The sequence below is a fragment of the Chryseobacterium sp. MMO-72 genome, from assembly GCF_037146035.1.
GTDB lineage: Bacteria > Bacteroidota > Bacteroidia > Flavobacteriales > Weeksellaceae > Chryseobacterium > Chryseobacterium indicum.
This window is the reverse complement of record NZ_JBBCWG010000001.1, coordinates 384,406-410,637: the sequence shown is the minus strand read 5'-3', so window position 1 is coordinate 410,637 and position 26,232 is coordinate 384,406. Positions and strand designations below refer to the sequence as shown.

At 36.7% G+C, this 26,232-nt stretch carries 22 protein-coding genes; 10 read left to right on the top strand and 12 right to left on the bottom strand.

Annotated features, from left to right (window positions below; all coding sequences use genetic code 11):
• Positions 1-235 precede the first annotated feature (235 nt).
• Both trmD and WFH39_RS01865 read right to left on the bottom strand, forming a co-directional pair.
• Entirely contained in the window at positions 236-907 is a 672-nt protein-coding gene (trmD, locus tag WFH39_RS01870; protein WP_336688580.1) for a tRNA (guanosine(37)-N1)-methyltransferase TrmD, read from the bottom strand.
• Positions 904-2,166 carry an NAD(P)/FAD-dependent oxidoreductase gene (locus WFH39_RS01865; protein WP_235129661.1) on the bottom strand — a complete coding sequence of 421 codons (1,263 nt, stop codon included), beginning with the start codon at positions 2,164-2,166 and terminating at the stop codon, positions 904-906. The genes trmD and WFH39_RS01865 overlap by 4 nt, the downstream gene beginning before the upstream one ends.
• Before the next feature lie 76 nt (positions 2,167-2,242).
• Here WFH39_RS01865 and WFH39_RS01860 point away from each other — a divergent pair, with 76 nt between their 5' ends.
• Positions 2,243-3,094, top strand: coding sequence for a glycoside hydrolase family 25 protein (locus WFH39_RS01860; RefSeq protein WP_336688579.1), 852 nt, complete (start codon positions 2,243-2,245; stop codon positions 3,092-3,094).
• 134 nt (positions 3,095-3,228) lie between these two features.
• Here the strand turns inward: WFH39_RS01860 and WFH39_RS01855 are convergent, their stop codons facing one another.
• Both WFH39_RS01855 and WFH39_RS01850 read right to left on the bottom strand, forming a co-directional pair.
• Positions 3,229-4,359 (bottom strand): 8-amino-7-oxononanoate synthase, encoded by a 1,131-nt coding sequence (locus tag WFH39_RS01855; protein WP_336688578.1) that lies wholly within the window; start codon positions 4,357-4,359, stop codon positions 3,229-3,231.
• 46 nt (positions 4,360-4,405) lie between these two features.
• Positions 4,406-4,921 (bottom strand): DUF1761 domain-containing protein, encoded by a 516-nt coding sequence (locus WFH39_RS01850; RefSeq protein WP_308196689.1) that lies wholly within the window; start codon positions 4,919-4,921, stop codon positions 4,406-4,408.
• A gap of 270 nt (positions 4,922-5,191) precedes the next feature.
• Here WFH39_RS01850 and abc-f point away from each other — a divergent pair, with 270 nt between their 5' ends.
• On the top strand, positions 5,192-7,087 hold the full coding sequence (gene abc-f / locus WFH39_RS01845) for a ribosomal protection-like ABC-F family protein (RefSeq protein WP_336688577.1): 1,896 nt from the start codon (positions 5,192-5,194) through the stop codon (positions 7,085-7,087).
• 255 nt (positions 7,088-7,342) lie between these two features.
• Here abc-f and WFH39_RS01840 read toward each other — a convergent pair whose 3' ends face one another.
• On the bottom strand, positions 7,343-8,398 hold the full coding sequence (locus WFH39_RS01840; protein WP_336688576.1) for a Gfo/Idh/MocA family oxidoreductase: 1,056 nt from the start codon (positions 8,396-8,398) through the stop codon (positions 7,343-7,345).
• A 179-nt stretch (positions 8,399-8,577) separates the two neighbouring features.
• On the opposite strand from WFH39_RS01840, the gene WFH39_RS01835 reads away from it, so the two are divergent.
• From WFH39_RS01835 to WFH39_RS01825, 3 genes are all read left to right on the top strand, one after another.
• On the top strand, positions 8,578-10,866 hold the full coding sequence (locus WFH39_RS01835) for a TonB-dependent siderophore receptor (RefSeq protein ID WP_336688575.1): 2,289 nt from the start codon (positions 8,578-8,580) through the stop codon (positions 10,864-10,866).
• 88 nt (positions 10,867-10,954) lie between these two features.
• Positions 10,955-11,470, top strand: coding sequence for a hypothetical protein (locus tag WFH39_RS01830; protein WP_336688574.1), 516 nt, complete (start codon positions 10,955-10,957; stop codon positions 11,468-11,470).
• Positions 11,471-11,627: 157 nt separating this feature from the next.
• On the top strand, positions 11,628-12,218 hold the full coding sequence (locus WFH39_RS01825; protein WP_214590847.1) for a hypothetical protein: 591 nt from the start codon (positions 11,628-11,630) through the stop codon (positions 12,216-12,218).
• Between the two features lie 110 nt (positions 12,219-12,328).
• Here WFH39_RS01825 and WFH39_RS01820 read toward each other — a convergent pair whose 3' ends face one another.
• Entirely contained in the window at positions 12,329-12,964 is a 636-nt protein-coding gene (locus WFH39_RS01820) for a peroxiredoxin (RefSeq protein ID WP_336688573.1), read from the bottom strand.
• A gap of 98 nt (positions 12,965-13,062) precedes the next feature.
• On the opposite strand from WFH39_RS01820, the gene WFH39_RS01815 reads away from it, so the two are divergent.
• Complete coding sequence (locus WFH39_RS01815; protein WP_235129652.1) at positions 13,063-13,944, top strand: mechanosensitive ion channel family protein; 882 nt, start codon at positions 13,063-13,065, stop codon at positions 13,942-13,944.
• Between the two features lie 53 nt (positions 13,945-13,997).
• Here the strand turns inward: WFH39_RS01815 and WFH39_RS01810 are convergent, their stop codons facing one another.
• The 5 genes from WFH39_RS01810 to WFH39_RS01790 form a co-directional block, all read right to left on the bottom strand.
• Complete coding sequence (locus tag WFH39_RS01810; protein WP_336688572.1) at positions 13,998-16,202, bottom strand: reprolysin-like metallopeptidase; 2,205 nt, start codon at positions 16,200-16,202, stop codon at positions 13,998-14,000.
• 17 nt (positions 16,203-16,219) lie between these two features.
• Positions 16,220-16,669: a hypothetical protein gene (locus WFH39_RS01805; RefSeq protein WP_336688571.1), complete on the bottom strand. Its 450-nt coding sequence runs from the start codon at positions 16,667-16,669 to the stop codon at positions 16,220-16,222.
• An 80-nt stretch (positions 16,670-16,749) separates the two neighbouring features.
• Positions 16,750-17,241, bottom strand: a complete 492-nt coding sequence (locus WFH39_RS01800; protein WP_336688570.1) for a hypothetical protein — start codon at positions 17,239-17,241, stop codon at positions 16,750-16,752.
• 112 nt (positions 17,242-17,353) lie between these two features.
• A complete protein-coding gene (gene sucC / locus WFH39_RS01795; RefSeq protein ID WP_076390839.1) occupies positions 17,354-18,544 on the bottom strand; it encodes an ADP-forming succinate--CoA ligase subunit beta in 1,191 nt (396 codons plus the stop codon).
• A 242-nt stretch (positions 18,545-18,786) separates the two neighbouring features.
• Complete coding sequence (locus tag WFH39_RS01790) at positions 18,787-19,704, bottom strand: alpha/beta hydrolase (protein WP_336688569.1); 918 nt, start codon at positions 19,702-19,704, stop codon at positions 18,787-18,789.
• A gap of 168 nt (positions 19,705-19,872) precedes the next feature.
• On the opposite strand from WFH39_RS01790, the gene WFH39_RS01785 reads away from it, so the two are divergent.
• The 4 genes from WFH39_RS01785 to WFH39_RS01770 all read left to right on the top strand — a co-directional run bounded on the left by WFH39_RS01785 (position 19,873) and on the right by WFH39_RS01770 (position 25,528).
• Entirely contained in the window at positions 19,873-20,550 is a 678-nt protein-coding gene (locus WFH39_RS01785; protein WP_336688568.1) for a TetR/AcrR family transcriptional regulator, read from the top strand.
• A 10-nt stretch (positions 20,551-20,560) separates the two neighbouring features.
• Positions 20,561-22,234, top strand: coding sequence for a peptidase domain-containing ABC transporter (locus WFH39_RS01780; RefSeq protein WP_336688567.1), 1,674 nt, complete (start codon positions 20,561-20,563; stop codon positions 22,232-22,234).
• A gap of 5 nt (positions 22,235-22,239) precedes the next feature.
• The gene (locus tag WFH39_RS01775) at positions 22,240-23,556 is read left to right on the top strand and encodes an HlyD family secretion protein (protein ID WP_336688566.1); all 1,317 of its coding nucleotides are present in this window, start codon (positions 22,240-22,242) and stop codon (positions 23,554-23,556) included.
• 418 nt (positions 23,557-23,974) lie between these two features.
• On the top strand, positions 23,975-25,528 hold the full coding sequence (locus tag WFH39_RS01770) for a TolC family protein (protein ID WP_336688565.1): 1,554 nt from the start codon (positions 23,975-23,977) through the stop codon (positions 25,526-25,528).
• Positions 25,529-25,830: 302 nt separating this feature from the next.
• On the opposite strand, the gene WFH39_RS01765 is transcribed toward WFH39_RS01770, so the two are convergent.
• Positions 25,831-26,217 carry a DUF423 domain-containing protein gene (locus tag WFH39_RS01765; protein ID WP_336688564.1) on the bottom strand — a complete coding sequence of 129 codons (387 nt, stop codon included), beginning with the start codon at positions 26,215-26,217 and terminating at the stop codon, positions 25,831-25,833.
• Between the last annotated feature and the right edge of the window lie 15 nt (positions 26,218-26,232).

The following is a 26,232-nucleotide window of genomic DNA, read 5'->3' as shown; positions in this document are numbered from 1 at the left end:
TATTTAAATCAAATAGATAAATTTAATTAAAAATATTATGCACAATCTAACATATGCTTTATACCCAAAATAAAACGGTATTTTTAAATTTAATTTTTCTGTAGAAGAAATTCTATGAACAGCTAGGTAATAAGAATTTTTTCAACCATTTTTAAACAACAACTATTGTTTGCTGCTGTAAAAATTTATAAAAAAATCAGTTGCAAATTTAGGACAACGATAGGTTTTATCTATTTTAAAGAAGATCAGGACGTTTTTCTGTGGTGATTCTTACCGCTTCATCGTGCCTCCATTCTTCAATTTTGGCAAAATTTCCGCTCAGTAAAACTTTTGGAACTTCCAGACCTTTGTAAATTTCCGGTCTTGTATAAATCGGAGGAGATAAAAGATCGTCCTGAAAACTGTCCGTTAAAGCACTTTGTTCATCATTCAGAACACCCGGAAGCAAACGGATTACAGAATCTGCAAGAACACAGGCTGCCAATTCTCCGCCGGTAAGTACATAATCGCCGATTGAAATTTCTTTCGTGATGTGCAGATCTCTTACACGCTGATCAATGCCTTTATAATGGCCGCATAAGAAAATCAGATTATTTTTAATGGAAAGTGTATTCGCAATTTTCTGGTTCAGAGTAACTCCATCCGGCGTAAGATAAATCACCTCATCGTATTCTCTCTGGGATTTTAATTCTGAAATACAGTTGTCCAAAGGTTCCACCATCATCACCATTCCTGCACCGCCGCCGTAAGGTTCATCATCAATCTGTTTTTTTTTGTTGATTCCCCAATCTCTCAAGTGATGAAAATGCACTTCTGCCAAACCTTTATCAATCGCTCTTCTTAAAATAGAAGTTTTAAACGGACTTTCCATCAGTTCCGGAAGTACGCTTATTATATCAATTCTCATTGTACTGTTTCGTTTTTCTTATTTGGCAAAATTATCAATCTTAAAGAAGAATCTTTATTAAAATAGCTCCACATCCAGTTAAAGAACACGGCAAGCTTGTTTCTTACACTTAAAATAAGCATTAAATGTAAAAACATCCAGAAATACCACGCAAGAAACCCCTGAAATTTAATAAATGGTAAATCTACAACTGCTCTGTGTTTTCCGATGGTAGCGAGAGAACCTTTGTCATCATACTCATACTCAACCCATTCATTTGGATTTTTCTTTAAAAGGTTCTTTCCTAAATTTTTTGCCTGATTAATTGCTACGTTTGCCACCTGTGGATGACCCTGCGGATATTTCGGAGTTTCCATATAGGCAATATCTCCGATTGCAAAAACATTATCGTAGCCTTTTATTTTATTGTATCTGTCTGTAATATATCTGTTTTTGACCAATTTTTCGGCAGGAAAACCATCTACAACGTTTCCTGTAACTCCGGCTGCCCAGATTACATTATTGGAAGGAATGGTTTTTCCGCTTTTCATATACACTTTATCACCATCATAATCCGTAACGTATTCCTGACTTAAAAATGTAACGCCTAAATCTTTTAAATATTCTTCAGATTTCTGCTGTGCTTCAGGACTCATTACCGCCAAAGGCTTTTCTGTAGAACTTACCAGAATAATTTTCAGGTGATCAAAATTCATGTAAGGATAATCTCGCGGCAGAATTTCTTTTTTCATTTCCGAGAAAGCTCCGGCTAATTCTACTCCGGTTGGTCCGCTTCCTACAATTACGATGTTCCAGTTTCCGTCATCGCTACGGCTTTTTTCAAGAATCAGCTTTTCAAAAGTCATTAAAACATGATTTCGGATGCTGATCGCTTCCTGAGTATTTTTCATCCCGAAAGCTTTCCCTTCAAGATCTTTATTTCCAAAAAAATTGGTTTTGCATCCTGTAGCGATAATTAATTTATCGTAGGTAAATTCTGCTTCATCGGTAATGACTTTATTATTTGCAGTATCGATTTCCTTAACTTCCGTGAGGCGAAACTGGGTATTTCTGGAACGCTGAAAAATTTTTCTGAAAGGAAAAGAAATATTGGAAGGCTCAATCCTTCCGCATGCGACCTGATAGAAAAGCGGCTGAAACATATGATGGTTTACCCGATCCAGAACAATAACTTTTTTGTTCCTGTTATTCAACGTTTTCGCAAGCTGCAGCCCCGCAAAACCTCCTCCTATGATGATGATCTTTTCGCGTGTTTCCATAGTACACAAATTTACTGATTTTATTTAGCATTTAGAAGTGAAAAAAGCTAGTTTTGTAAATCTTTATTCACAAACGATGTACAGCAAAAAAACCGCCAAAAAGATTCATAAAAACCGCCGGAAAAAATATCTTTTACGAAGAAAAATCGTACTGGCTATTTTAATTGTTGCGCTTATCGGAACAGGGTTGTATTTAAGACAATCCATAAGTTATTATTACGCTTTATATTTCAATAAATTTACTCACAGAAAGCTTCACAACAGTGAAACGGAAACGCTGAGAATTCAAAAAATCCTTTCTAATAATTTAGATAAAACTTATGGGTTTGATGTGTCGCATTATCAGAATAAAGAAGATATCAAATGGGACAGCCTTACTATCGGAAACAAAACTATTCCGCTGGAGTTTGTGGTGATGCGTGCAACGATGGGAAACCTAAATGCCGACAAACATTTTTCAGATTTCTGGGAGCAGGCTAAAAAACAGAATTTAATCCGCGGAGCATACCATTTTTACAGGGCAGATGAAGACCCTGTTATTCAGGCAAATAATTTTCTTGAAAATGTAAAGCTTGAAAGCGGAGATCTTCCTCCGATTTTGGATATTGAGAAAATTCCGAAGCGCAAAACGAATAAAAAACTGGTTGAAGACCTTAAAGTGTGGTGCAAAATTGTTGAGGAAACCTACGGCGAAAAACCAATCATTTACACCTATTATCATTACTACAAAGATTTCCTGAAGGGCGAATTTGATGATTATCCGCTCTGGCTTGCGAATTACAATGATGTTCCGGCTCCTTCTCCCGATGCAGACTGGAATTTCTGGCAGTTTACAGAAAACGGAATCGTGCACGGAATTAACACCAAAGTAGATCTGGATATTTACAACGGAAGTTCGTGGTCCTTGAAGAGACTGACTCTGGATTAATTTTTTTTCCGGTGATTTTGCATATTTTAAATTTTGGCTAAAGCCAATCGAAAAACCTGATATTGTTAACGGGCTGAAGCCTGTTTCTATTGATGAAAACATCAAACTAAAACCTGTGTGAATTCTGTATAAAACTATTTAAACGGCTTTCTTTGAATCCATTCGGTTTTTGGAGAAACAGAAGGAAAAATAGTTTTCAGGAAAGGATTAATCATGAAGTTTTTATGCTTTATTAAACCAAAAATTTCAGTCGGTTCCGCGCCGATCGTTGATTTTATCTCTAAAGCCGTTCTTCCTAGAATAATTCTTTCAGACCGATTGTCAATTCCAAATTTCACCATATCCAAAAGCATATTAAGATAGATCTGCTTTTCTTTCTGACAGTCTTTTTTGTAGCCTAAAAAGTAGGTATCGACATCTTTATTGTTGATAATCATCGTATAAAAGCCGATAAGTTGATTTTCTGAAAGATATCCGAAGACTCTGAAATTTTCTCCTAGATTTTCTTTCATGCTTTCAAAATGATTTTCTCTGAGAAAAAAAGTATTGAAAGGCGCGTTTTCTGCGACATTCTGATAAAGAACATTCATTTCAGACTGATATTTTTTGATCATGTCTAAGCTAAATTCTTTCTTAACGATTCCTTCCAGTTTCTTTTTGGCAGTTTTGGCTCTTGCCCTGTATTTTTTCGAAAAATCATTGATATAATCCTCAAAATTCTTCCAGTTTTCTCTTATCCGAAGAATCATATTCGGCTGAACGGAAAATCTGAAGTATTTCCGATGCTTTTCTCCTTCAAAGTATTTCAGAAAATTCGACTGGTAATCTTTATAAATCACCAGAGATGTTTTTCTTATTTCGTTCTGCATTTTTATCACCGCTTCATTGAGCAGCAAAATAAATTCTTGAGCAGTAATTTTTGAAGGATCAAAATAAAATCCGTTCTGTCCGGTAAGCATATTATTTCCTAAAATCATCACATCTTTACCGAATTGTTTTGCCATAAAATTCCTGATGGTACAGAACACTTCATTTTTCTGAAATGTTTTATGCTGAATAAAATCTAGATATTGAAACAAAGCACCGCCAATCAGATCATTTTCTTTGAAAAAACCAACAAAAAAACATTCCATATTCTGAGGTCGGGAATGTTCTAAAGCACAGAAGTATTCTTCGGAAAGCAGGATATTATGATTTCCGATCACCATATTCCACTCTTCCGGCAAATCGGCAGCTGAGTGATAAATTTTTAAATTATATGACATAAAAAAGGCTACGCAAAAGTAGCCTTAACTTTTTAAAACATTACATTTATTTTTGTGTTGCCCAGTGAAAACCGTCCGGAGCATACCAGCCGCAGATAATTCCGCCCATAATGGTAATGCAGACCGTCCAAAAAGCAGCGTTAATTAATGTATATTTCCACGATTTTCTTTCAAACATCGCATTGATGGCAATCATGGGAAGTACAAATAAAAATCCCGTCATGGAAGAATGCAGTGCACCGTGGCCAAAGGATCTGTAAGCCATTCCGTAATCTTTCATGAAGGCATGATAAGAAGGATTGGCGTTCATTTCATCTCCGCCGACCATTCCGAGCGCGCCAAACTGATGAATGGTTACAAACTGTAAGAACAAAGCCATTAAAGCTGATAACATGATGGAAAAAATAAAAACTCCGATCATGGAACCCTTCATTTTATCTTCGGTTAAACCGACTTCTTTCATCCATGCTTTTCCGAAAACTTTAGGATGATACCAGATAAATCCCATTATTAAAGGGACAAGTGCGGCTGCAAAAACAGCCCAATAGTTGATTTGCATCATAGTTTTAATTTTTAATAATCTTAGGAATATAAATCTACATTAAAAATCAATTCAAAATACATTAAATTCAAAAAAATATCTAATTTTAACTAAAATTCATCAAACAAAACACAATTAAATAAAACAACAATCAACACATACGATTAATTAATCATTATTCTATACTAAGAAAACAATCTGAATCCCTTTGAACTTGACCTCCGCTTTTCTGATACATTTTCGTACTTTTGCGGCTCAGTTTAAGTTTCAAAATCTAACCATCAGACTATAATGAATTACGTTTCTGCCGAAAATCTTACCAAATCCTACGGAATAAAAGTTTTATTTGAAAATATTACTTTTCATATCAACGAAGGGGATAAAATTGCTATTGTTGCCAAAAACGGAAGCGGAAAATCCACTCTTCTTAAAATCCTGATGGGAAAAGAAATTGCAGACAGCGGAACGGTAATCATCAATAAAGATATTCAGGTAGTGCTGTTTGATCAGGAAATAGATTTTGACCCGAATCTTACCATTGATGAATTTATGATGACTTTAGATTCGGCTCCGATTATGGCGCTGAAAAATTATCATCAGTCTCTGCATTCCACAGACAATGATTTCATTGAAAAAGCTCTTCTTGAAATGGAAGCGCATAAAGCGTGGGATCTGGAAAATGAAATGAAGCAGATTCTTTCGCAGCTAAAAATCACCGATCTGGAAGCTAAAATGGGAACACTTTCCGGCGGACAGATCAAGCGCGTTGCTTTGGCAAAACTGTTAACGGAAACCAGAGCCGAACACCGCCATACTTTATTAATTATGGATGAGCCGACCAACCACCTCGATGTGGAAATGGTGGAATGGCTGGAAAGTTATCTGAGTAAGGCAAAAATAACTTTACTATTGGTAACGCACGACCGGTATTTCCTCGACAGCGTTTGCGATACGATCTGGGAAATGGAAGACAGAAATCTTTACATTCATAACGGTTCTTACGCGACGTATCTTGAAAATAAGATGATCCGCGAAGATAATATGAATGCGACGATTGATAAAGCCAACAACCTTTACCGAAAGGAACTGGAATGGATGAGAAGGCAGCCGAAAGCAAGAACTACAAAATCCAAATCCAGAATTGATGCTTTCTACGAAACAGAAAAAGTCGCCAAAACAGACACGAGAAAACAGGGATTAGAGCTTGATTTTGAAATGAAAAGGCTTGGAAATAAAATTCTTGAGCTTAAAAATATTGACAAAAGTTTTGGAAGTAAATTGTTGCTGAAAGATTTCAGCTATTCTTTCCAGAGAGGTGAAAAAGTAGGAATTGTAGGGAAAAACGGAGCTGGAAAATCTACTTTGTTAAATATTATTCAGGGGTTTGAAAAGGCTGATAAAGGAGAAATTGAAACCGGAGAAACCATCCATTTCGGATATTTTTCGCAAAAAGGTCTTACGTATAAAGAAGATGAAAGAGTAATCGACTTCATTAAAGAAGTTGCCGAATTTTACCCTTTAGCCAACGGAAAAAGTCTTTCTGCCTCCCAGTTTTTAAGATTGTTTTTATTTGATGATCAGACGCAGTACTCTCCTATTTCTAAGCTTTCGGGTGGTGAAAAAAGAAGACTTCATCTGATGTATATTTTATACCAGAATCCGAACTTTTTGATTTTTGATGAGCCTACCAATGATCTTGATCTTCCGACTTTAACGGTTCTTGAAAACTTTTTGCAGCAGTTTCAGGGTTCATTAATCATTGTGTCGCACGACAGGTATTTTATGGACAGAATCGTAGATCATATTCTTGCTTTTGAAGGCGAAGGCAAAATTCGTGATTTTACGGGCAATTTTTCCGAATACCGCGAAGCGAAAAGCAAAGAAGATGCTTTGGAGAAATCTGTTTCCGTAAAATCTGAACCTGTAAAAGAAACTGTTCCGGCTGTAAACAATACAAACGTAAAAAAGAAAAGACTTTCCTTTAAAGAACAGCGTGAACTCGAAACCATCGAGAAAGAAATGCCGGAATTAGAAGAAAAAAGAGCGAAAATATTAGATCAGCTTAATAATGAAGCAGATTACGAGAAAATATCCAAACTTTCCGCCGATCTGGAATCTATCTCTGGAACTTTGGAAAACCATGAAATGAGATGGCTTGAACTTCAGGAGATTTTAGGTGAAGCGTAGTTGGGTGTGAGGGTTTGAGAGTTTGAGGGTTTGAGTGTGAGAGTGTTTGAGAGTATGGGAGCGTTATATTTTAATTCATATTAAATTTTCTTACTCTAAAAATCCTGCTTTAAGATTCATAACTCTAAACTGCAATAAAACTCCCAAACTCTAAAACCCTCAAACTCTCAAACTCTCTCACACTCACACCCTAAAACTCTAAGACTCTCACACCCTCAAACTCTAAGACTCTAAAACTCTCTCACCTTAAAGACTCTACAAGTAAATCACTTTCTCCTGTCTAGAACTTTCCACGGCCGCATCGATGATTTTCATATTTTTGATGATTTCTTCCGCAGGTGAAGGCAATGCGTATCCGAAAACGATAAATTCGTAGATCTGCTGATAATAATTCATGTAATTTCCCGGTTCGCTTGAAGTAAGGATTCTTTCGGTTTCTTTATTTTCATTTAGATAATTCAGAATCCCATCGGTTTCCGTTAAAGGTTTTGTCCATTCTTCACCATATTCCGGAATGGCTCCTGCAACGAGTTCATTTTCCTGATGATCGGTTCTTTCCTGCAAAAAACTTCCTTTTTCTCCGTGAATAGCATAAGCAAAATGCGCTTCTTTGGTGAATACCGAAGATTTCAGCCTTACCCTTAAATCATTCGGATAAAATAAAATAATTTCAAAATAATCGTTGGCAAATTCTTTTCCTTTCATGGAAAAAACATCAGCAAAGAGTTTTTCGGGAAACCCGAAATACTGAACTGCCTGGTCCACCAGATGCGACCCCAAATCGTGCAGAGAACCGGAACCTACAGCTTCAGGATTTTCCTTATGCGCTTTTCCGCTTGGTTCGGTACGGAATCTGTCGAAACGGATTTCCGCCTCCTTGATATTTCCCAGTTTTCCTTCATTGATGATTTTCTGTACCTGAAGATAATCGCGGTCGAATCTTCTGTTTTGGTAAACGCTTACAAATAATTTTTTCTCTTCCGCCAGTTTTGCCAGTTCTTCTGCTTCAGCAACATTTACGGTAAAAGGTTTTTCAACCACTACATTTTTCCCTGCTTCCAGTGCTTTTTTTGCATACTCAAAATGCGTCTGAACCGGAGTATTGACAACCACGAGTTCGATATCGGCGTTTTCCAGCATTTCTTCTACGGAACGGTAAATTTCTGCTTTAGGATATTTTTCTTTAGATTCTTCTTTACTTCTTTCCACAATTGCGGAAATAAAAAATCCCGGATGTTCTTTCAAAAACGGGGCATGAAAAACTTTTCCGCTCATTCCGAACGCACAAAGTCCGACTTTTACTAACTGCATAGATTTATTTTTTAACAAAGATATTTAATCTAAAGTTCTCATCCCTACTAAAATAAGGGAAAACACAATTTCTAAATTAAAGATTACTGACAAAAATCAGTTTATAATTTTTATTAATTCTAAATAATAATATACATTTGCACTTTATTTAAAACCACTCTAAATAACAATAGACTATCATGAAAAAGCAGCTAGCCACAATAGGATTAGTATTCGCAGCCCTTTCTTTGGACGCGCAGATGAAATATGTTGAAGCTGATACCATTAGAATCCAGACTATTGAAGACGTTAATCTTCATAAAACCGGAAATCCCAACAAGGCAAGACCATTATCTACCAAGTCTAATCTTACGATGATGGAAACACCTCAGCCGATTGCGATTGTTACTCACGAAATTATTGAGCAGCAACAGGCAAAACAACTGAGTGATGTTCTGCAAAACGTAAACGGAATTTATGTAACTTCTTCTAGAGGAAATTCTCAGGACAGTTTCGGAGGACGTGGTTTCATTCTGGGAAATGACAATATTTTCAAGAACGGCTCCAGAATTAACAGCGGAGTTTTTCCTGAAGTAAGCGGATTGGAAAGAGTGGAAGTCCTTAAAGGTGCGAATGCAATGCTGTACGGAAATACGGCTGCAGGTGGTGTGATCAACATGATTACAAAAAAGCCTAAATTCAACTTTGGCGGAAGCGTGGGGATGAATGCGGGAAGCTGGAATTCTTATAAACCGACAGTAGATCTTTATGGTCCGCTTTCAAAAAATATTGCTTTCCGTGTGAACGGAGCGTATGAGTATGCGGAAAGTTTCAGAGACGTGGTGCAGTCTAAAAAGTATTATTTCAATCCTTCATTTTTATTTAATTTAAGCGACAGATCACAGATCATCGTTGAGGCAGATTATCTTAAAAATGATTTTACTCCGGATTTCGGAATCGGGTCTATCACGCAGCGTGACGGATATACTTACCAGATGAATAATCTTCTTCCGAGAAATGCTTTTTTAGGAGCTGACTGGCAATATCAGAATGTGGAGCAGGTTTCAACAAATGTTACCTTCAATCATCAGTTTAATGAAAGATGGTCTTTAAACGCTACGGCATCTTACCAGAATTATACGAAAGATTATTTTTCTACGGAAAGAGTTCAGTGGGGTTACGAAAAATCAACCGACAGACTTTTCTGGAGAAGACCTTTGAACAGGACGTATAACGAACAGAACTATACTTCGGCACAGGTGAATTTAAATGGTGAATTCAATACAGGAAAAATAAACCATAAAGTGTTATTCGGGGCAGATGCAGATTATGGAGTTGCAGATGCGTACACTTACTATAATCCAACCAACAGACTTGCTTACGGAAACAGCTATCTGTATGGAACCAACGGAAACAGCAATGGTATTCTTTATCTGGACAATCCTGATTCCTGGGCAAGCGGAAGTATTCCGGCTGCTGAAAGATTAGAGAAAAACAGAATTAATACAAGAAGAATCGGAGTGTATGCTCAGGATTTCATCAGTTTAACCAAAGAATTTAAAGTTATTGCTGGATTGCGTTGGTCTTATATTGAAAATATGCCAACGATCAACACTAAATTTAAAACGGTTACAAGCGGTTTAGTGAATCTGAATTCTACCACAGGAAAATCGCTGGTTAATAATTCTTCGTCATCCGATCAGGCAATATCTCCGAAATTAGGTTTTGTTTACATGCCGAATGATAATTTTTCAGCATTTGCAACCTATACAAACTCTTTTGTTGCCAATGTGGGAAGATTAAGAGACGGAGAAGCTTTAACGCCAACCAACATCGATCAGTACGAAGTGGGTGCGAAAAAGAATTTCTGGAACAATGCTTTGGCAGTTAATCTAACGGTTTACCAGATTCTGTACAGAAATTATTATCAGAATGCATTAGACGATAAAGGAAATCCTGTAGATCCGGCAGGACTTACCAAAGATTTTGCAGGAAAAATGAGAAGCCGCGGAGTTGAGCTTGATATTACAGGAAATCCAACAGAAAATTTATCCATTATCGGAGGTTTCTCTTATAACAATTCTGTGTATTTAAATACTCCGGAAGCTTTCGGATATGTAGAAAACCAAAGACTGGTAAGAACTCCTGCAACTACTGCGAATGCTTCGGTATTTTATAAATTCACAAAATTGGTTCCCGGCTTGAAAGTGGGAGCCGGAGTATATTACATTGGGGACAGACTTGCCGGATGGAATGATACCAAAACAGGAGCCAACAGTCTGCAGCAGAGAAATGGGGTAAGCAGAATTTTCGAATTAAAAGATTACACAACGGTTTCTCTATCAGTTGGCTACGACTGGAAGAAATTCTCGATTCAGGGGAAAGTCGGAAACCTGTTTGATGTAGAAAATTACACCGTTCACGAAAATTATTCCGTGAATCCGATCACACCGAGAAATTACTATGTTACATTAACGTATAAACTGTAAAAAAGAATCACAATAATTTCTTCATTTAAAGTGGGAATTGCAATTTTGCAGTTTCCACTTTTGAGATTAAAAAACAAAAACAATATATATGGATAAGATTAAAGACACAAGAAGTTTTATGAGAATCACGCACCGTTATCTGGGCTATTTCCTTGCCGGAATAATGGCTGTTTACGCTGTAAGTGGTGTTTTGCTAATTTACAGAGACACCGATTTTCTGAAAAAAGAAAAAAAGTACGATAAAGTCGTAGAAAAAAATCTTGATGAAAAAGCACTGGGAAAAGAATTAAGAATTAAAGGTCTTGAGGTTGAAAAAACAGAAGGTACTGTTCTTACCTTTAAACAGGGAACTTACGATTCCGCAACGGGACAGGCAAAGTACACTAAAAAGGAACTGCCATTTGTACTGGATAAAATGACAAAACTTCACAAATCTCAATCTAAAGACACTCTTTCCCCGTTAAATACTTTCTTCGGAATTTCCCTGTTCTTTTTTGTAATTTCGAGTTTCTGGATGTTCAATCCTAAAAGCAAAGCATTCAAAAGAGGTATGGTTTTCACGGTGGCAGGACTTGTGGTTTCAATTATTCTGCTTTTATTGTAAATTTTATTAGGATAAAAACTCCTGATGATCGGCATTTCATAAGACCATACCATTGATTAATATGATAATGATTTCACTACGTATTGAGTAGAATGGCACATTTATTGATTTTCTGAAATCACAAATGATACAACATTAAAATATTAAATAATAAATTATGAAAAAGCTAATTTTTACAGGAATAATGGCAGTAACGGGTTTGGCTGCAACAATGAATGCGCAGATCCAGAAGGGAAACTGGTTAGTGGGTAGTAGTTTAATATCAAGTAATTTCGGTTTAAACACCGGTGGTGGTTATAATATTGCTATTCAGCCTAAAGGAGCATACTTTATTGAAGACAACGTTGCTGTCGGGGGTTATGTAGATTTAGGATTCAACAAAGTAACTAATGGTTCTCCTACAGAATTTACGTACGGAGTTGGTGCTTTAGGACGTTATTATCTTTCTCCGGGAGAAAAAGGAGTAGATAACTTACTAAACCACGGACGTTGGTTCTTAGAAGGTAACGCAGGAATCGGAGGAAGATCTGTTGAAAATGCAGATTCTACTACAGGTTTCGATTTCGGAGTAGGTCCTGGTTATTCTTACTTCATTACCCCGAACATCGGTCTTGAAGGTCTGGTAAAATACAGAGGAAGAGCAGGATTTGGCAGTGAAGGTTTAAACTCAAACCTTACTTTCAATCTAGGTTTCAGTATTTACCTTCCTACATCCAAAGCAAAACAAATCGCAAATGATGTAAAGTAAGATTACGATCCAATCACTTCACATTCACTATACACTACAATTGAAATCGCCTCGAGTTTTCGAGGCGATTTTCGTACAAATTAAAACTAAACTATAAAAAATCAAATAAATCATGTATTCGGTTGTGGTGTATATCTTAAATAGGGTTTTATCACTTTCACCCCTTTCGGAAAAATCTTTCTGGCATCTTCCGTGGAAATCGCAGGCGGAACAATGACATCATCTCCGTCTTTCCAGTTAACAGGAGTAGCAATTTTATGGGAATCTACAAGCTGAAGAGAATCCAGAACTCTAAGAATTTCATCAAAATTTCTTCCGGTAGAAGCCGGATAAGTTATAATAAGCCTTACTTTCTTTTCCGGATCGATAATCAGTAAAGAACGAACGGTTGCCGTTGCAGAAGCGTTCGGATGAATAAAATCGTACAGTTCAGAAATTTTTCTGTCCTTGTCTGCGATAATCGGAAACTGAACTTCCGTATTCTGTGTTTCATTAATATCTTTAATCCAGTTCTGATGATCTTCTACTCCATCCACACTCAGCGCAATTACTTGGGTTCCGCGCTTATCAAATTCCTCCTTCAATTTCGAAGTATACCCAAGTTCTGTAGTACAGACCGGAGTATAATCTGCGGGATGCGAAAACAGAATTCCCCAGGAATCTCCTAAATACTGATAGAAATTAATATCTCCGGCTGAAGTTTCTGCCTGAAAATCGGGTGCGGTATCTCCTAGTTTAATTGACATAATATTTTGTTCTTATTAGTCTACAAATTTAGTAGAGTTTTTGGAACTGGCAAAATTTTTGTTTAAAAATTATATCTTTAACTAAAATTTTTTTATTCATGGAGAAAAGTGGTCTAGGCTATATTGATGTTGTATATAATGTAATACAGAACTGGTATCTGAAATTTGCAGAACTTACCCCAAAACTTATTGTGGGAATTCTTGTATTTTCTTTCTTTTTATTCACCAGTAAATATCTCAGTCAGGGCGCCGTAAAACTTTTCCACAAATTTTTTCCGAAAAGCAAAAAAGAAAGTTCACTGGTCACGTTAATCAGCGTATTCAGATTCCTGATTATGGTGATGGGAACTTTCATTGCACTGGAAATTATGGGTTTCAGCGGTTTTCTCTGGAAATTCATCGGAAGTTTAGGAGTTGCGGGGGTTATTGCAGGGGTTGCATTAAAAGATCTGGTGTCCAGCATATTTTCAGGAATGCTGATCGGAATAGATAAAGCCTTTAAAGTAGGAGATTATATTACGATAGGAACCCACTCCGGAACGGTACAGGAAATTGGTTTTTTAACGACTAAAATTATTACAGACGACGGAAAGAAAGCTTACATCCCAAATCAGGTGGTTTTTAATGCCCCATTTTACAACATTACCGCATCACCTCAGCGAAGAATTATTTTAAATTTCGAAATTCCTGCCGATGAAGATATTTCAAAAGCACAGAAAGGAATGCTCGACATTATTAAAAATCTCGAAAATGTGGATAAACTGGATACTGCAGAAGTTATTTTTACAGATCTGAAACAGGGTGTTTTCAATATTCAGGCTAAATTCTGGATGAAGGTGGGCGCGAATATGGTTCAGCTCAAAAGCGAAGCTTATTTAAAGATCAAACAGCGTCTTGATGAGGACGGAATTCAGCTCGTTACTCCTACAAGTATCAGTATTACGAATGGAGATCATTTAATCAACGAAAATCAGGACTAAATAAAAAAAGCAACCGAATAGTGGTTGCTTTTCTGTTTTTATGAATCAGTAATTTATTTTTTAATGATTAATTTTTCTGTTATTTTCCCCCCATTTTCAAAAACCAGAGAGATCACATAATTTCCGTTCATCAGATCATTAACTTTTACCTGAGTTTCACCCTTGAAATTTCCGACTTTAATTAATCTGCCTGAAGCATCGTAAAGCGTATAATCTGCTTTTTGTGATGAATTTTTAAGTCTGATATTGACAACATCATGAGAAGGATTCGGATAAATCGAGAAGTTTCTCACGTTAGTTTCAGCCGTTGTAAGAACAGTCTGAGTAATAGAGAAACTTGATGTATTGAGTGCATAATAAATATTTCCCACCGCTTTTACCATAATTCTCGCAGACGAAACATTTTCATTTGGCATCGTAACATTAGCGGAACCATTATTCGGAACACTTGCTGCCAAAACAGTCGGGAACGTTAAGCCACCGTCTTTAGAAAGTAAAATAGATACGTTCTGTGTACTAATTGCTCCTGTACTTGTTCCTGCTACATTCCATGTTACCGGAACGGAAGTATTTCCATTATAATTTATTCCTGTCGTAGCCTGAGAAGTTACTTTAAACGGCCCGTCATTCGTTACGGTAACCACCATAACATCTCTTGCTGCCTGATTTCCTGTTGCTTTATTATCGTTTACCAAAAGAGAAAAATTAAGAGTTCTTGCAACACCTGGAGTAACTTCCCATTTCGGGATAAGATTATTCGCTACAACCGAACTCAGCACAGGAAAATATCTTGACGGAGAAACAGTAGGAGTTAAAGAACGATAGACCGGTCCGGCTGTTCCTGTGGAAACCGGAGGCTGCGTATTGCTTGTATTGTCATACTGTTCCCAAAGGTAGGTTAAAGGATCTCCATCCGGATCTGTTCCTGTTCCCGTTAAAACAAAAGCAGTTCCCTGCGGAATGGTATAATCTGCTCCGGCATCAGCGGTAGGAACTCCATTGCTATTAGAATTTTTTACGGCGCAGTCTGAAGCTCTCTGCAAAACAGCGTACATTTCCAAAACGCTTGCCGCATGAAAGTAAGCATCACTGTTATTCTGAACATTATTGGTTGCTCCGCAGATCCCTGCATAAGCCATAATCGTAGATCCGCTTCCCGGTTCGAAAGCAGTCGCGTTATTGAAGTTACCGGCACATGAAGAAGTTGCCGCTCTGAATGTGTGGTTTGCTCCAAACTGATGTCCCATTTCGTGCGCAACATAATCGATATCGAAAGGATCTCCAATCGGAGCTCCGGAACCTGTAACGCCTCTAGCTTTACTGCCTGAAACACATACCACTCCCAATCCTGCCAAACCGCCGCTGTTTGTTCCGAAAACATGCCCAATATCGTAGTTCGCAGTTCCGATGACCGCCGTTGTATTGGTCTGGTTTTCGTTTATCATACTGCTTGGGTTTCCATTAGTAAAAGGATCTGTTGTCGCATTGGTATAAATCAACAGATTATTGTTCGCGATCATCATCATGGTTGTAGAGATCGTTTTTTCATAAATTCCGTTTACTCTGGTCATTGTTGTTGCCATTGCTGCCATTGCCAGAGCAACTGTTCCGCCATGAAACGTGGTATATTCTCCTGTCGCAGAGAGAGCGAGTCTGTATTTTCTGAACTGCCCGTCCGAAACCAGAGGAGCTTTATTGGCTGTTCCGTTATTTTTTAAGTTATCCAGTTCGTTTTTGACATGACATTCAAAAAGCCGGTCGTTTTTCGGAAGATCTTTTCTCTTGTATAAGATAAATGCAGAATTGTCTTTTGTGTAACTGTCGAGATAACTGATTTCCCAGTTATCAAAATACATCACACTGATTCCTGTAGAGGGGGTAACACTGAAACGGATTGTATTTTCGGGATGCTCTTTTTGCCAGCCTGTGTAAGAACGTATTTCAGGGAATTTCGCCTGTAGTTCCGGCTCCATTACAGAAGCTTCCTGAACGATGTAATCTCTTATTTTCCCTTCAGAATCCGGAAATTTAATCACAAGGCTTTCATCTCCCGAAAAACGTTGGGGTGCTTTTTTAAGATCGGATTTAATTTTTCCCAGATCAACTTGATATAAAGAAAAATTATTGGGAGTCGTCCATCTCGGGTTCAGATTTTCCCGTTCTATTTTTGTTTCTTGTAGTTTCGACCAGTAGTTCTGCTGACCAAAAACCTGTGCCGCAATCAAAAGGCACGAGACGATAAAGGTTCTAGTTTTCATGACAGTAATTTTATATATTAGTATTGAATGGTGACTTTTTTAATAAGCAAATTTTCTTTTAGCTTTAATAAGATATCAGGCGGAATTCTGCTTTGTTCATCAAAATCCGGATTGCTGAATTCTTTCGCTTTTATGCAGAGGATATTTTTATCAAAAGTAATGGCTTCAATTAAAATATCATTGGAGCTTTTTAACTGAGGTTTTACAATAATATACGTTTCATCTTCGGTGATGGAAGGAACAGGTGAAAATCTGTTTCCTGTATTTTTCTGATGAATAATTTTAAAAATTTCATCCATCTTTTTCTGAGAATTAATCACAAAAAAATCTTTCTGAATTAAAGAAAAAGGATAATGGTTTTTATCTTCGAACTGAATTTCTTTTCCGTGAGACAGGAAATAATGGCTGACAATTTGAGATTGACAAGTAAGAAATAAAAAGAGAAAAAAGGATAAACGCAGTCTCATTTTTAAGCCTTTCCTGTAAAGATAACAATTTTAAAATGAATAACTTATTTAATTACTTCACTTTCTTTATTTTGAGTTATCTATTTTTTTGAAGATGTGTCTTTCATTATTAAACTATCCTTTTTCGAAATTTTCGCACAGGAATCGCTTTCGTTTATTTTAGCCTCGCCTATGACATAATTTTTATTTTCAGGGATAGAATCTTCTTCCATCCTCAGAAGACCTGTCGTTGCGTAAGATTCTTCCTTCTGTTTTGAGCAGCCCATTAAAAATAAAATAACGGAAAGAAGAGTTAATACGACTCTGCTATTTTGAAAATGAGCAGGAATATGTTTAAAGAATTGAACTCTTATCTTTTCAGATGGATTAGCAGTATTCAACTGATGATCATAAAATCTTCCGCAGATTTCTTCATCTTTCTTTTCATCAATGATTTCTAGAATTTCGTTGGGCTGTTTCTGTGTAAAATCAATCACACATTTATTACAGACGGAACAGAATCGTCCTTTTTCCTGCAGAGACATCATTTCCCAGTTTTCTGAACACGGTTTCGGAATTTGTATATTTTTCATGGCATATTAAGTTTTTCAGCGACAAATTACAAAAGATTTTTAATTTGATGAAAAAAGAAAAAACCGTTCCAAAAAAATGAAACGGTTTTAATGTATTTTAAAAATTTCAGTCTTATGCTAAAACTTCTTTTACTTTGTTTGCAGCTTCTTCCAAAGTAATTGCAGAGTGAACCGGAAGACCAGACTCATCAATTAATTTTTTAGCTTCAACCGCGTTAGTTCCCTGTAATCTTACGATCAATGGAACCGGAAGGCTGCCCATTGCTTTGTAAGCGTCTACAACTCCCTGAGCAACTCTGTCGCATCTTACGATACCTCCGAAGATATTGATTAAGATTGCTTTTACGTTAGGATCTCTTAAGATGATTCCGAAAGCAGTCTGTACCCTCTGTGCATCTGCAGTACCACCTACGTCAAGGAAGTTTGCAGGGTTACCACCTGATAATTTGATGATATCCATTGTTGCCATTGCAAGACCTGCTCCGTTTACCATACAAGCAACGTTACCGTCTAATTTTACGAAATTAAGACCCGCTTCACCAGCTTCTACATCCATTGGATCTTCTTCTCTTGTATCTCTAAGCTCAGCTAAATCTTTGTGACGGAACAATGAGTTATCATCCAAAGTTACTTTAGCATCTACTGCGATAATTTTGTTATCAGAAGTTTTCAACACAGGGTTGATTTCGAAAAGAGAAGCATCAATTCCCGTATACGCATTGTATAGAGAACCGATGAATTTTACGAATTCTTTGAAAGCATTCCCTTCAAGACCTAAGTTGAAAGCAATTTTTCTAGCCTGGAATCCCTGAAGTCCTAAAGCAGGATCAATGATTTCTTTGTGAATCAAATGAGGCGTTACTTCAGCAACGTGCTCAATATCCATACCCCCTTCAGTAGAATATACGATTGTATTTTTACCTTCAGCTCTGTCTAAAAGAATAGAAACATAAAATTCTTTAGTTTCCGTTTCTCCCGGATAATATACATCCTCTGCAACCAAAACAGAATTTACTTTTTTACCTTCAGCAGAAGTTTGTGGAGTTACCAACTGCATTCCGATGATGTTCTGAGCGTTTTCTTTAAGTTTATCCATGTTTGGAGAGAACTTTACACCACCCCCTTTACCACGGCCACCTGCGTGGATCTGAGCTTTTACAACCCATCCCTGTGCGCCTGTTTCAGCAGTTAGTTTTTCAGCAGCAGCTACAGCTTCATCTACGTTGTTTGCAACGAAACCACGTTGGATAGCTACTCCATACTTTGATAAAATCTCTTTTGATTGATACTCGTGAAGATTCATATTATTTTTATTATTTTATTTTAATAGTTAAAGGTTGACAAATTTAATAAAAAGACACGGAAGTTCAAGTTTATTGACTTAAAATTTAAACCACAACGGACTTGATTTTTAACATATCTATTAAATCTGCCTATTATTCACCATTTTTCTCACTTTGAATATGTGAAGATAATTGTCCAGGTAAGGAAAATAGTCTTTAAGCCCGCAAAAAATAAGAATTCTAAACGATTCTTTTATGCTGATTATCTATTCAAAAGAAACTCCAAAGGCTTCGAAAGTCTTTTTGCCCATGCTTCCTCGCTGTGATTTTCGCCGGGAAAGTATAAGGTTTTCCAGTTCTTTTCAGAGTAACCGTGTTTTCTGATAATTGCATCTGCTTTTTTCTGAATTTCAGGATACAGCGCATCCAGAGTCTGATCCCCGCAGTCGAAATAGATTTTGTGAGTTTTAGAATCTGGTAAATTTTTATCTAAATAGCGTAAAGCAGACGCCGGAAAAGGATTGTTTTCATTGGTAAAAGTTCCTGTCCAGTGGGTTGAAAGACAAGCTGCTCCGCCAAAAATCTGAGGATATTCGCAGATGGCATACATGGAGATCAGTCCGCCCATGCTGCTTCCGGCAATAAATGTATGAGATATGTCCTTAAAAGTTGAATATTTTTTATCAATCAGAGGTTTCAGCTCCTTCACTAAAAACTTTAAATAATTGTCTGAATTGGGAGAAAACTTTTCATTCGCTCTTCCTGCTTTTTTCAATTGATGATTAACGGTATCTTTTTCCACTGCGGATAAACTTTCAAAAGGTTTCTGCGGAAAATAATCGAAATGTCTCATTTTGGAATCATTCCACACTCCTACAACAATGGTATTCTGTATTTTTTTGGATTTAATAAGTTCCGCAACAGTTTCATCCACGTTCCAGGATTGTCTGTTCCACGTGAGATCAGAATCGTAAAGCATTTGTCCGTCCTGCATATACAGAACTCCATATTTCTTAGATGCTGAATAATTTTCAGGAAGCCATACATCGATGTTTCTCGGTGTTACAAACTGAGATTTAAAATCCGATATTCTTTCAATCTTTCCGCTGCTCACTTTCGGAATCTGCGCCTGAACTACGGAAAATAGAGCAACCATAACAATTAGCAAAAGTCTGTACATCGTTTATAATTTATCACAAAGATAATTTTTAATGAGAGATCATTGAATTTTTCTATGGAGAATCCATTTCATAGAAATTATAATATGATAGTATTACTATTATAAATAATATTAAAACATTTTTCGGTATATATTTTGCTATCAAAAAATATAGTTATTTAATACATCATGGAATTTCAGGTAAAATTTAAAGTCAACGAACACCTTTATCTTAAAGATCCCGAAAACAGCGAGATCGGACGTGCCATTGTCAAAAATTCAATTGAACTGATCTACGAGACCGGTTTTGAAAGTTTTACTTTTAAAAAATTAGCCCAAAAGATCAACTCTACAGAGGCAACGGTTTACCGGTATTTTTCTTCAAAGCATAAACTTCTTACCTATATTCTCAATTGGTATTGGTCTTACATCGAATTCATTTCCAAACTGAGGCTTCAGGAAATCAAAGAACCTCAGCAAAAAATGGAAAAAATCCTCGAAATCATCACACATAATGATGAAACCGATGATAAAATAGAAGATTACGATCTTCCAAAACTTCACAATATTGTTATTGCAGAAAGCAGCAAAGCTTATTTGGTAAAAGAAGTGGACGAAATCAATAAAGAAATGGTTTTCAGTCCTTTAAAAAGTCTTTGCGCATTTATCGGAGACATCATTGCAGAAGCAAAACCGGATTTCCCTTATCCGAAATCATTTGCAAGCACTTTACTGGAAACCGCTCACGATCAGCAGTTTTTCAGCGAACATCTTCCGAAACTTACCGACAATCATACGGATAAGATAGATCACAAAAAGTATGTTTTAGATTATCTGCGTTTTATCACTTTCAACCTTATAAAATAATAAGACTCAAATGGAAACTTCTCCTAAACAGCACGGTTACAATCTTTTCAAATACGTCACGAAGGAAAAGAAAGATGTCACCAACATTTATTTTTACGCCATCCTGAATGGTCTTGTCCAGTTGAGCGTTCCGTTGGGAATACAATCAATCGTCAGTTTTGTGATGGGAGCTACAATGGCAACTTCTATTTATATTCTGATCGCTTTTGTGGTTCTGGGAACCTGGCTTGTAGGCTATTTCAGGCTGAAAGTAATGCAGATCATTGAAAAAATTCAGCAGAAAATTTTTGTTGAATTTTCCCTTGCTTTTGCCGAAAAACTTCCGAAAGTGAATCTTTCAGCCACGCGAAAATATTATCTTCCTGAGCTGGTTAATCGTTTTTTCGATACCCAGAATCTCCAGAAAGGAATTTCTAAAATTTTACTTGAAATTCCGACCGCGCTCATCCAGATTCTATTCGGAATCCTTCTTCTTTCCTTTTACCATCCGTGGTTTTTGGTGTTCGGAGCTTTGGTAGTGATTTGTGTGGTTATTATTTTCAGATTTACCATGGAAAGCGGAATTAAATCCAGCATTGAAGAAAGCGATAAAAAGTATGAAGTGGCTTCCTGGATTGAAGATATTGCTGCGTCTATCAAAACATTTAAACTGAATTCCAAAACAGAAGCACATCTTTCAGGAACCGATGAAAGAGTGGTAAAATATCTCGATGACCGAACTTCGCACTTTCGCGTTCTGGTTTTCCAGTACAAAACCATTATCGCTTTTAAAGTTATCATTACTTTGGTTATGCTTGTGATCGGGACTTACCTTTTGGTGAATCAGCAACTTAACATCGGAGCGTTTATCGCAACGGAAATCGTTGTTCTGAGCATTATGGCGGCTGTGGAAAAGCTTATCATAAGTCTTGAAAGTTATTATGACGTGATTGCAGCTTTGGCAAAACTGAATAAAGTAACGACACTTCAGGAAGAGAAATTCGGGGAAATTACTTTCGATCAAAACAATGACGGCTTTGAAGTTGAATTTAAAGACGTAAATTTTGCTTTTAATGATCATCACAGGATTCTGGAAAACATCAATTTTAAGATTTCGGAAAATAGTTTAACTGTTATTTCAGGGCAGCTCGGCGCAGGAAAATCTTTACTGCTGAATATGATGACCGGATTTTATGATCCGACTTCCGGAAGTATTTTATTTGATAAAATCCCTTTGAAAAATATTGATAAAGTATCACTAAGAAGCCAGATCGGGATGTATCTGGAAGACATGACGATCATTAAAGGAACGGTTTACGAAAACATCACTCTCGGACAAAATGAAACCTCCGCAGAACAGATTCTGGAAATTGCAGAAGAAATTGGCATCGAAGATTTCTCCAGCCAGTTCAGCAACGGATTTTTCACCAACGTCAGCGAAACCGATACGGAAATTTCATTCAGCTCTAAAAAGAAAATTCTTCTCCTGAGAGCTTTGGCAGGTGAAAGAAGATTATTGATCCTTGAAGATCCTTTAGACGGAATGAATGATATATTTAAAACTAAAATGACGGAATATCTTTTAAAACTAAAAGAAAAAACCTCCATTATCATTGTTTCAGAAGATAAAAATCTTATTCTGGAAGCCGATCAGCATCTTCAGGTAGAAAACGGAAATGTGAAAAAATTATTTAACAAAAACTAAAAGAGATGGAACTGAAGTCAGTCAATAAAATATACCACATCCACAGAAAATCAAGGGTTAAAAGATGGTTTCTTTTCATCCTAATTGGCGGAATTATCACTCTGTTTTTACCTTGGACACAGAATATCAAGGTAATGGGAAATGTGAGTACGCTTTATCAGGAACAGCGTCCGCAACAACTAAACTCGCCGATTCCTGGAAAAATCATCAAATGGTACGTGAAAAACGGGGATTATGTAAAAAAAGGCGACACTTTGCTTCAGCTTTCCGAAGTAAAAGAAGATTACCTTGATCCGCTTTTGGTGAAAAGAACCGAAATGCAGGTAGAAGCAAAAAAAGGAGTAAGAGACTATTACGAAGCCAAAGTTGGAACCACCAATAGTCAGTTGCAGGCTTTAAATTCTGCAAGAGATTTAAAATTGAGTCAGCTTAAAGTGAAAATCAGTCAGCTCAATAATAAATTAGCAGGAGAAGAAGCCGAATTGGAAGCAGTGAAAAACGAGCTGAGAATGACTTCCGACCAGTACGAAAGACAGAAGAAAATGTATGATGAAGGTTTGGTTTCGCTCACGCAATTCCAGCAGAGAAGTGTTTCTTATCAGAATGCTTTAGCCAAAAAAATGGCAACCGAAAATAAACTGGCACAAACCCGACAGGAAATCGTGAATGTAAGCATCGAACAGAATGCTACGATTCAGGATTACAACGAGAAACTGAGCAAAACGGAAGGAGAACGTTTCCAAAGTATGGGACAGATTGAAGGAAGCGACGGTGATATTGCCAAACTCGAAAATCAGGTTGCCAATTACAAAGCAAGACAGGGATTGTATTTCGTGATCGCTTCTCAGGACGGACAGGTTGTGCAGATCAATAAAGCGGGAATCGGAGAAATTCTGAAAGACGGTGAAAGCATCGGAATCATTGTTCCGGAAAAAGTAGATTACGCCGTAGAAATTTACATTAAACCTGTCGATTTGCCTCTGGTAAAAGAAGGACAGCGTGTAATGTGTATTTTTGATGGTTTTCCGGCGATTGTCTTTTCCGGTTGGCCGAATTCCAGCTATGGAACCTTTGCAGGAAAAGTAATTGCGGTAGAAAATAACATCAGCGCAAACGGAATGTTCAAAGCTTTGGTGATTCAGGATAAAAATGAAAAACAATGGCCTCCGAAAATTAAAATGGGAACCGGAGTTCAGGGAATTGCGATTCTTAATGACGTTCCGGTCTGGTACGAATTATGGCGAAACATCAACGGATTCCCGCCGGATTATTATGAAGTAAAAACCGAAAAATCTGCAAAAGATGAAAAGGCTAAAAAATAATCTGACTTATCGTTACAGGCAATATTCAGAAATCAATAAATGGAGTTTATACAAGTTATTATTTTTTTTCAATAGCGTCGGGCTTTAGCCCGATATCAACAGGGACGTTTTACACAGGCTTTAGCCGAAATTTAAAACAGGCTTTGGCTAAAGCCAACTAAATCGTTCTATTTGTGAATGGGCTAAAGCCCAATCCTATTGATCATTTCAAATTTTACTAATTTGTATAAACTGTAACAGTAGAGGAAGTTTAGTTCATAGATTCTTCGACAAGCTCAGGATGACATTTCTGATACTAACTGATTTATTTAAATACTGTCAGGCTGAGCTTAGTTTATCCTGAGCCTGACGAAGGAAAGCCTTTTTTATTAAAAATAAAATTTAAAAACAACGCAAAACTCATAATAAAACTTTGTTTATGAATTACTTACAATTTATTTTTGAGTATTTTTTCCACAATACTGGTGCAGCCCGACCTGAGTGGAGCTCTTTTGTGAGGAGGAACGACGAGCAAAAAGCGGGAACGGAGGGCGGAATAGCTGCCCAAATAAATAGAAATATGAATGTTGCTTATGCTAAAAAAATAGTTACCACACTTCTCATTCTGTTGTGTGTTCAGTTTTCGTTTGCGCAGGATTCTCTGAAAATTTCGCATCAGGAATTTCTGAATATTGTAAAAAATTATCATCCGTTAGCTTTTAAATATCAGCTTCAGAATAAAATTGCCAATGCTGAAATTAACAAGGCGAGAGGAAATTTTGATCCGGTACTCGCAGGAAAACTGGGGGAGAAAAATATTGACGGAACAAAATATTACGAACAGAGAAATGTAGAACTTGGCATTCCAACCTGGTACGGAATCGACATTACCGGAAGTTACAATTATCTGGATGGCGAAAAACTGAACAGCAGCGAAACGAAAGGAGGTTTATACCAATTCGGAGTTACGATTCCTTTGGCAAAAAACCTTCTGTATGATAAAAGAAGAGCCATGCTGGATCAGGCAAAATTCGGCTTGAAAATGACAGAAGCAGAACAGACCGTTCTCACCAATGAACTTCTTTTGGATGCTGAAAATACGTATTGGGAATGGGTGAAAAATTATGAGATCTACAAATTGCAGAAATCTACGGTAGAAATTAACCGAAAAAGGCTCGAACTTACCAAAAAGACGTACGAGTTTGGAGAAAGACCGGCAATAGATACGGTGGAAGCTTCATCGCAATTGCAGAGTTTTGAACTTCAGGAAAGAGACGCTTATTTAAGTTTTGTGAAAAGTACGCAGGAACTTCAGATGTATCTCTGGAAAGAAAATCAGGAGTTTTATGAAATTTCAAAGCTTATTTTTCCGTCTTCGAATCTTGACGAGCATTCCGGATATTCCGATTATGAATTTCTGGTACAGAATTTAGAATCGAAACAGCTACAGAATCACGCTTCACTGGAATATTATTTTCAGAAGCAGAATATCCTCGAAAGTGAAAAAAGACTGAAATGGCAAAGCTTCCTTCCGAAACTGGATTTCACATATAATTTTTTTAATAAAGAAAATTACCGTGCCGATTTTCTTCCTTTGTTTGATAATAATTTCCAATACGGACTGAAACTGGAGATTCCCATATTTCAGAGACAAGCAAGAGCAGATTATGAAATTGCCAAGCTGAAAATTTCTCAAAACCAGCAGGATTCTCAGCTTAAAACCCGCGAACTGAGCACGAAAATTGAAACCTATAAAAATGAAGTGAATAATTATTTCACCCAGATTGATATTTCCACAAAAAATCTGAATAATTACCAAAGACTTCTGAATGCGGAAGAAACGAGGTTCAGCAATGGGGAAAGTTCTTTGTTCCTGATCAATTCCAGAGAAAATAAATTATTGGATGCGAGAGAAAAAAACATTGAACTGAAAGCTAAATTCCTGAAAAGCTACAACAAGCTGAAATGGCTGAATGAGAACTTTTTGAAGTAATAAAAAAGGAATTCTGCGGTCAGAATTCCTTTTTTAATTTATTTTAAGATAAAATGATTTCTATGTTTTTGATTGATTGTGTTTATTAATTTGCCGCAAATGAATACAAAAAAGTTTCATTTTTTGGAAATTATTTTAAGAAAAACAAAGGCACTTCGTTTAGTAATGAAATACAAAGTTTGTATTTCTTTGATAAGTTTTACGCCTTCTTTTAACTTAAATATCTGAAAAATGAAGAATTAGACCCCTTGTCTAACCTTGCGATTCATTAAATTTTATCTCAAACTGAAGTTTCTTTATTTTTAAGCTTTCATCTTCACGAAGTAAAAGATCAGCAAAGCCCAGCTCAGAATCATCAGTAATCCTCCAAGCGGAGTAATTGGTCCGAGAAATTTCAGATTCATCCCGAAATAATCCTGCATACTCAATCCGTAAATACTGAATGAGAAAAGCATCGTTCCGAAAATCATAAACCACGAAATCCAGTTTTCTGTTTTGGTTTCAAATTTTAAAATATAGCCTGCAATTAAAAGAAAAAAAGCAGCATACATTTGGTATCTCACTCCCGTTTCAAAACTTTCCAGTCTTTCTACAGACAATATTTTCTTTAAAGCGTGTGCTCCGAAAGCTCCCAGAATAACGGAAAGCATCCCGTAAACAGCACCGAAAATTAATGTTATTGTTTTCATTTATAATTTAAAATC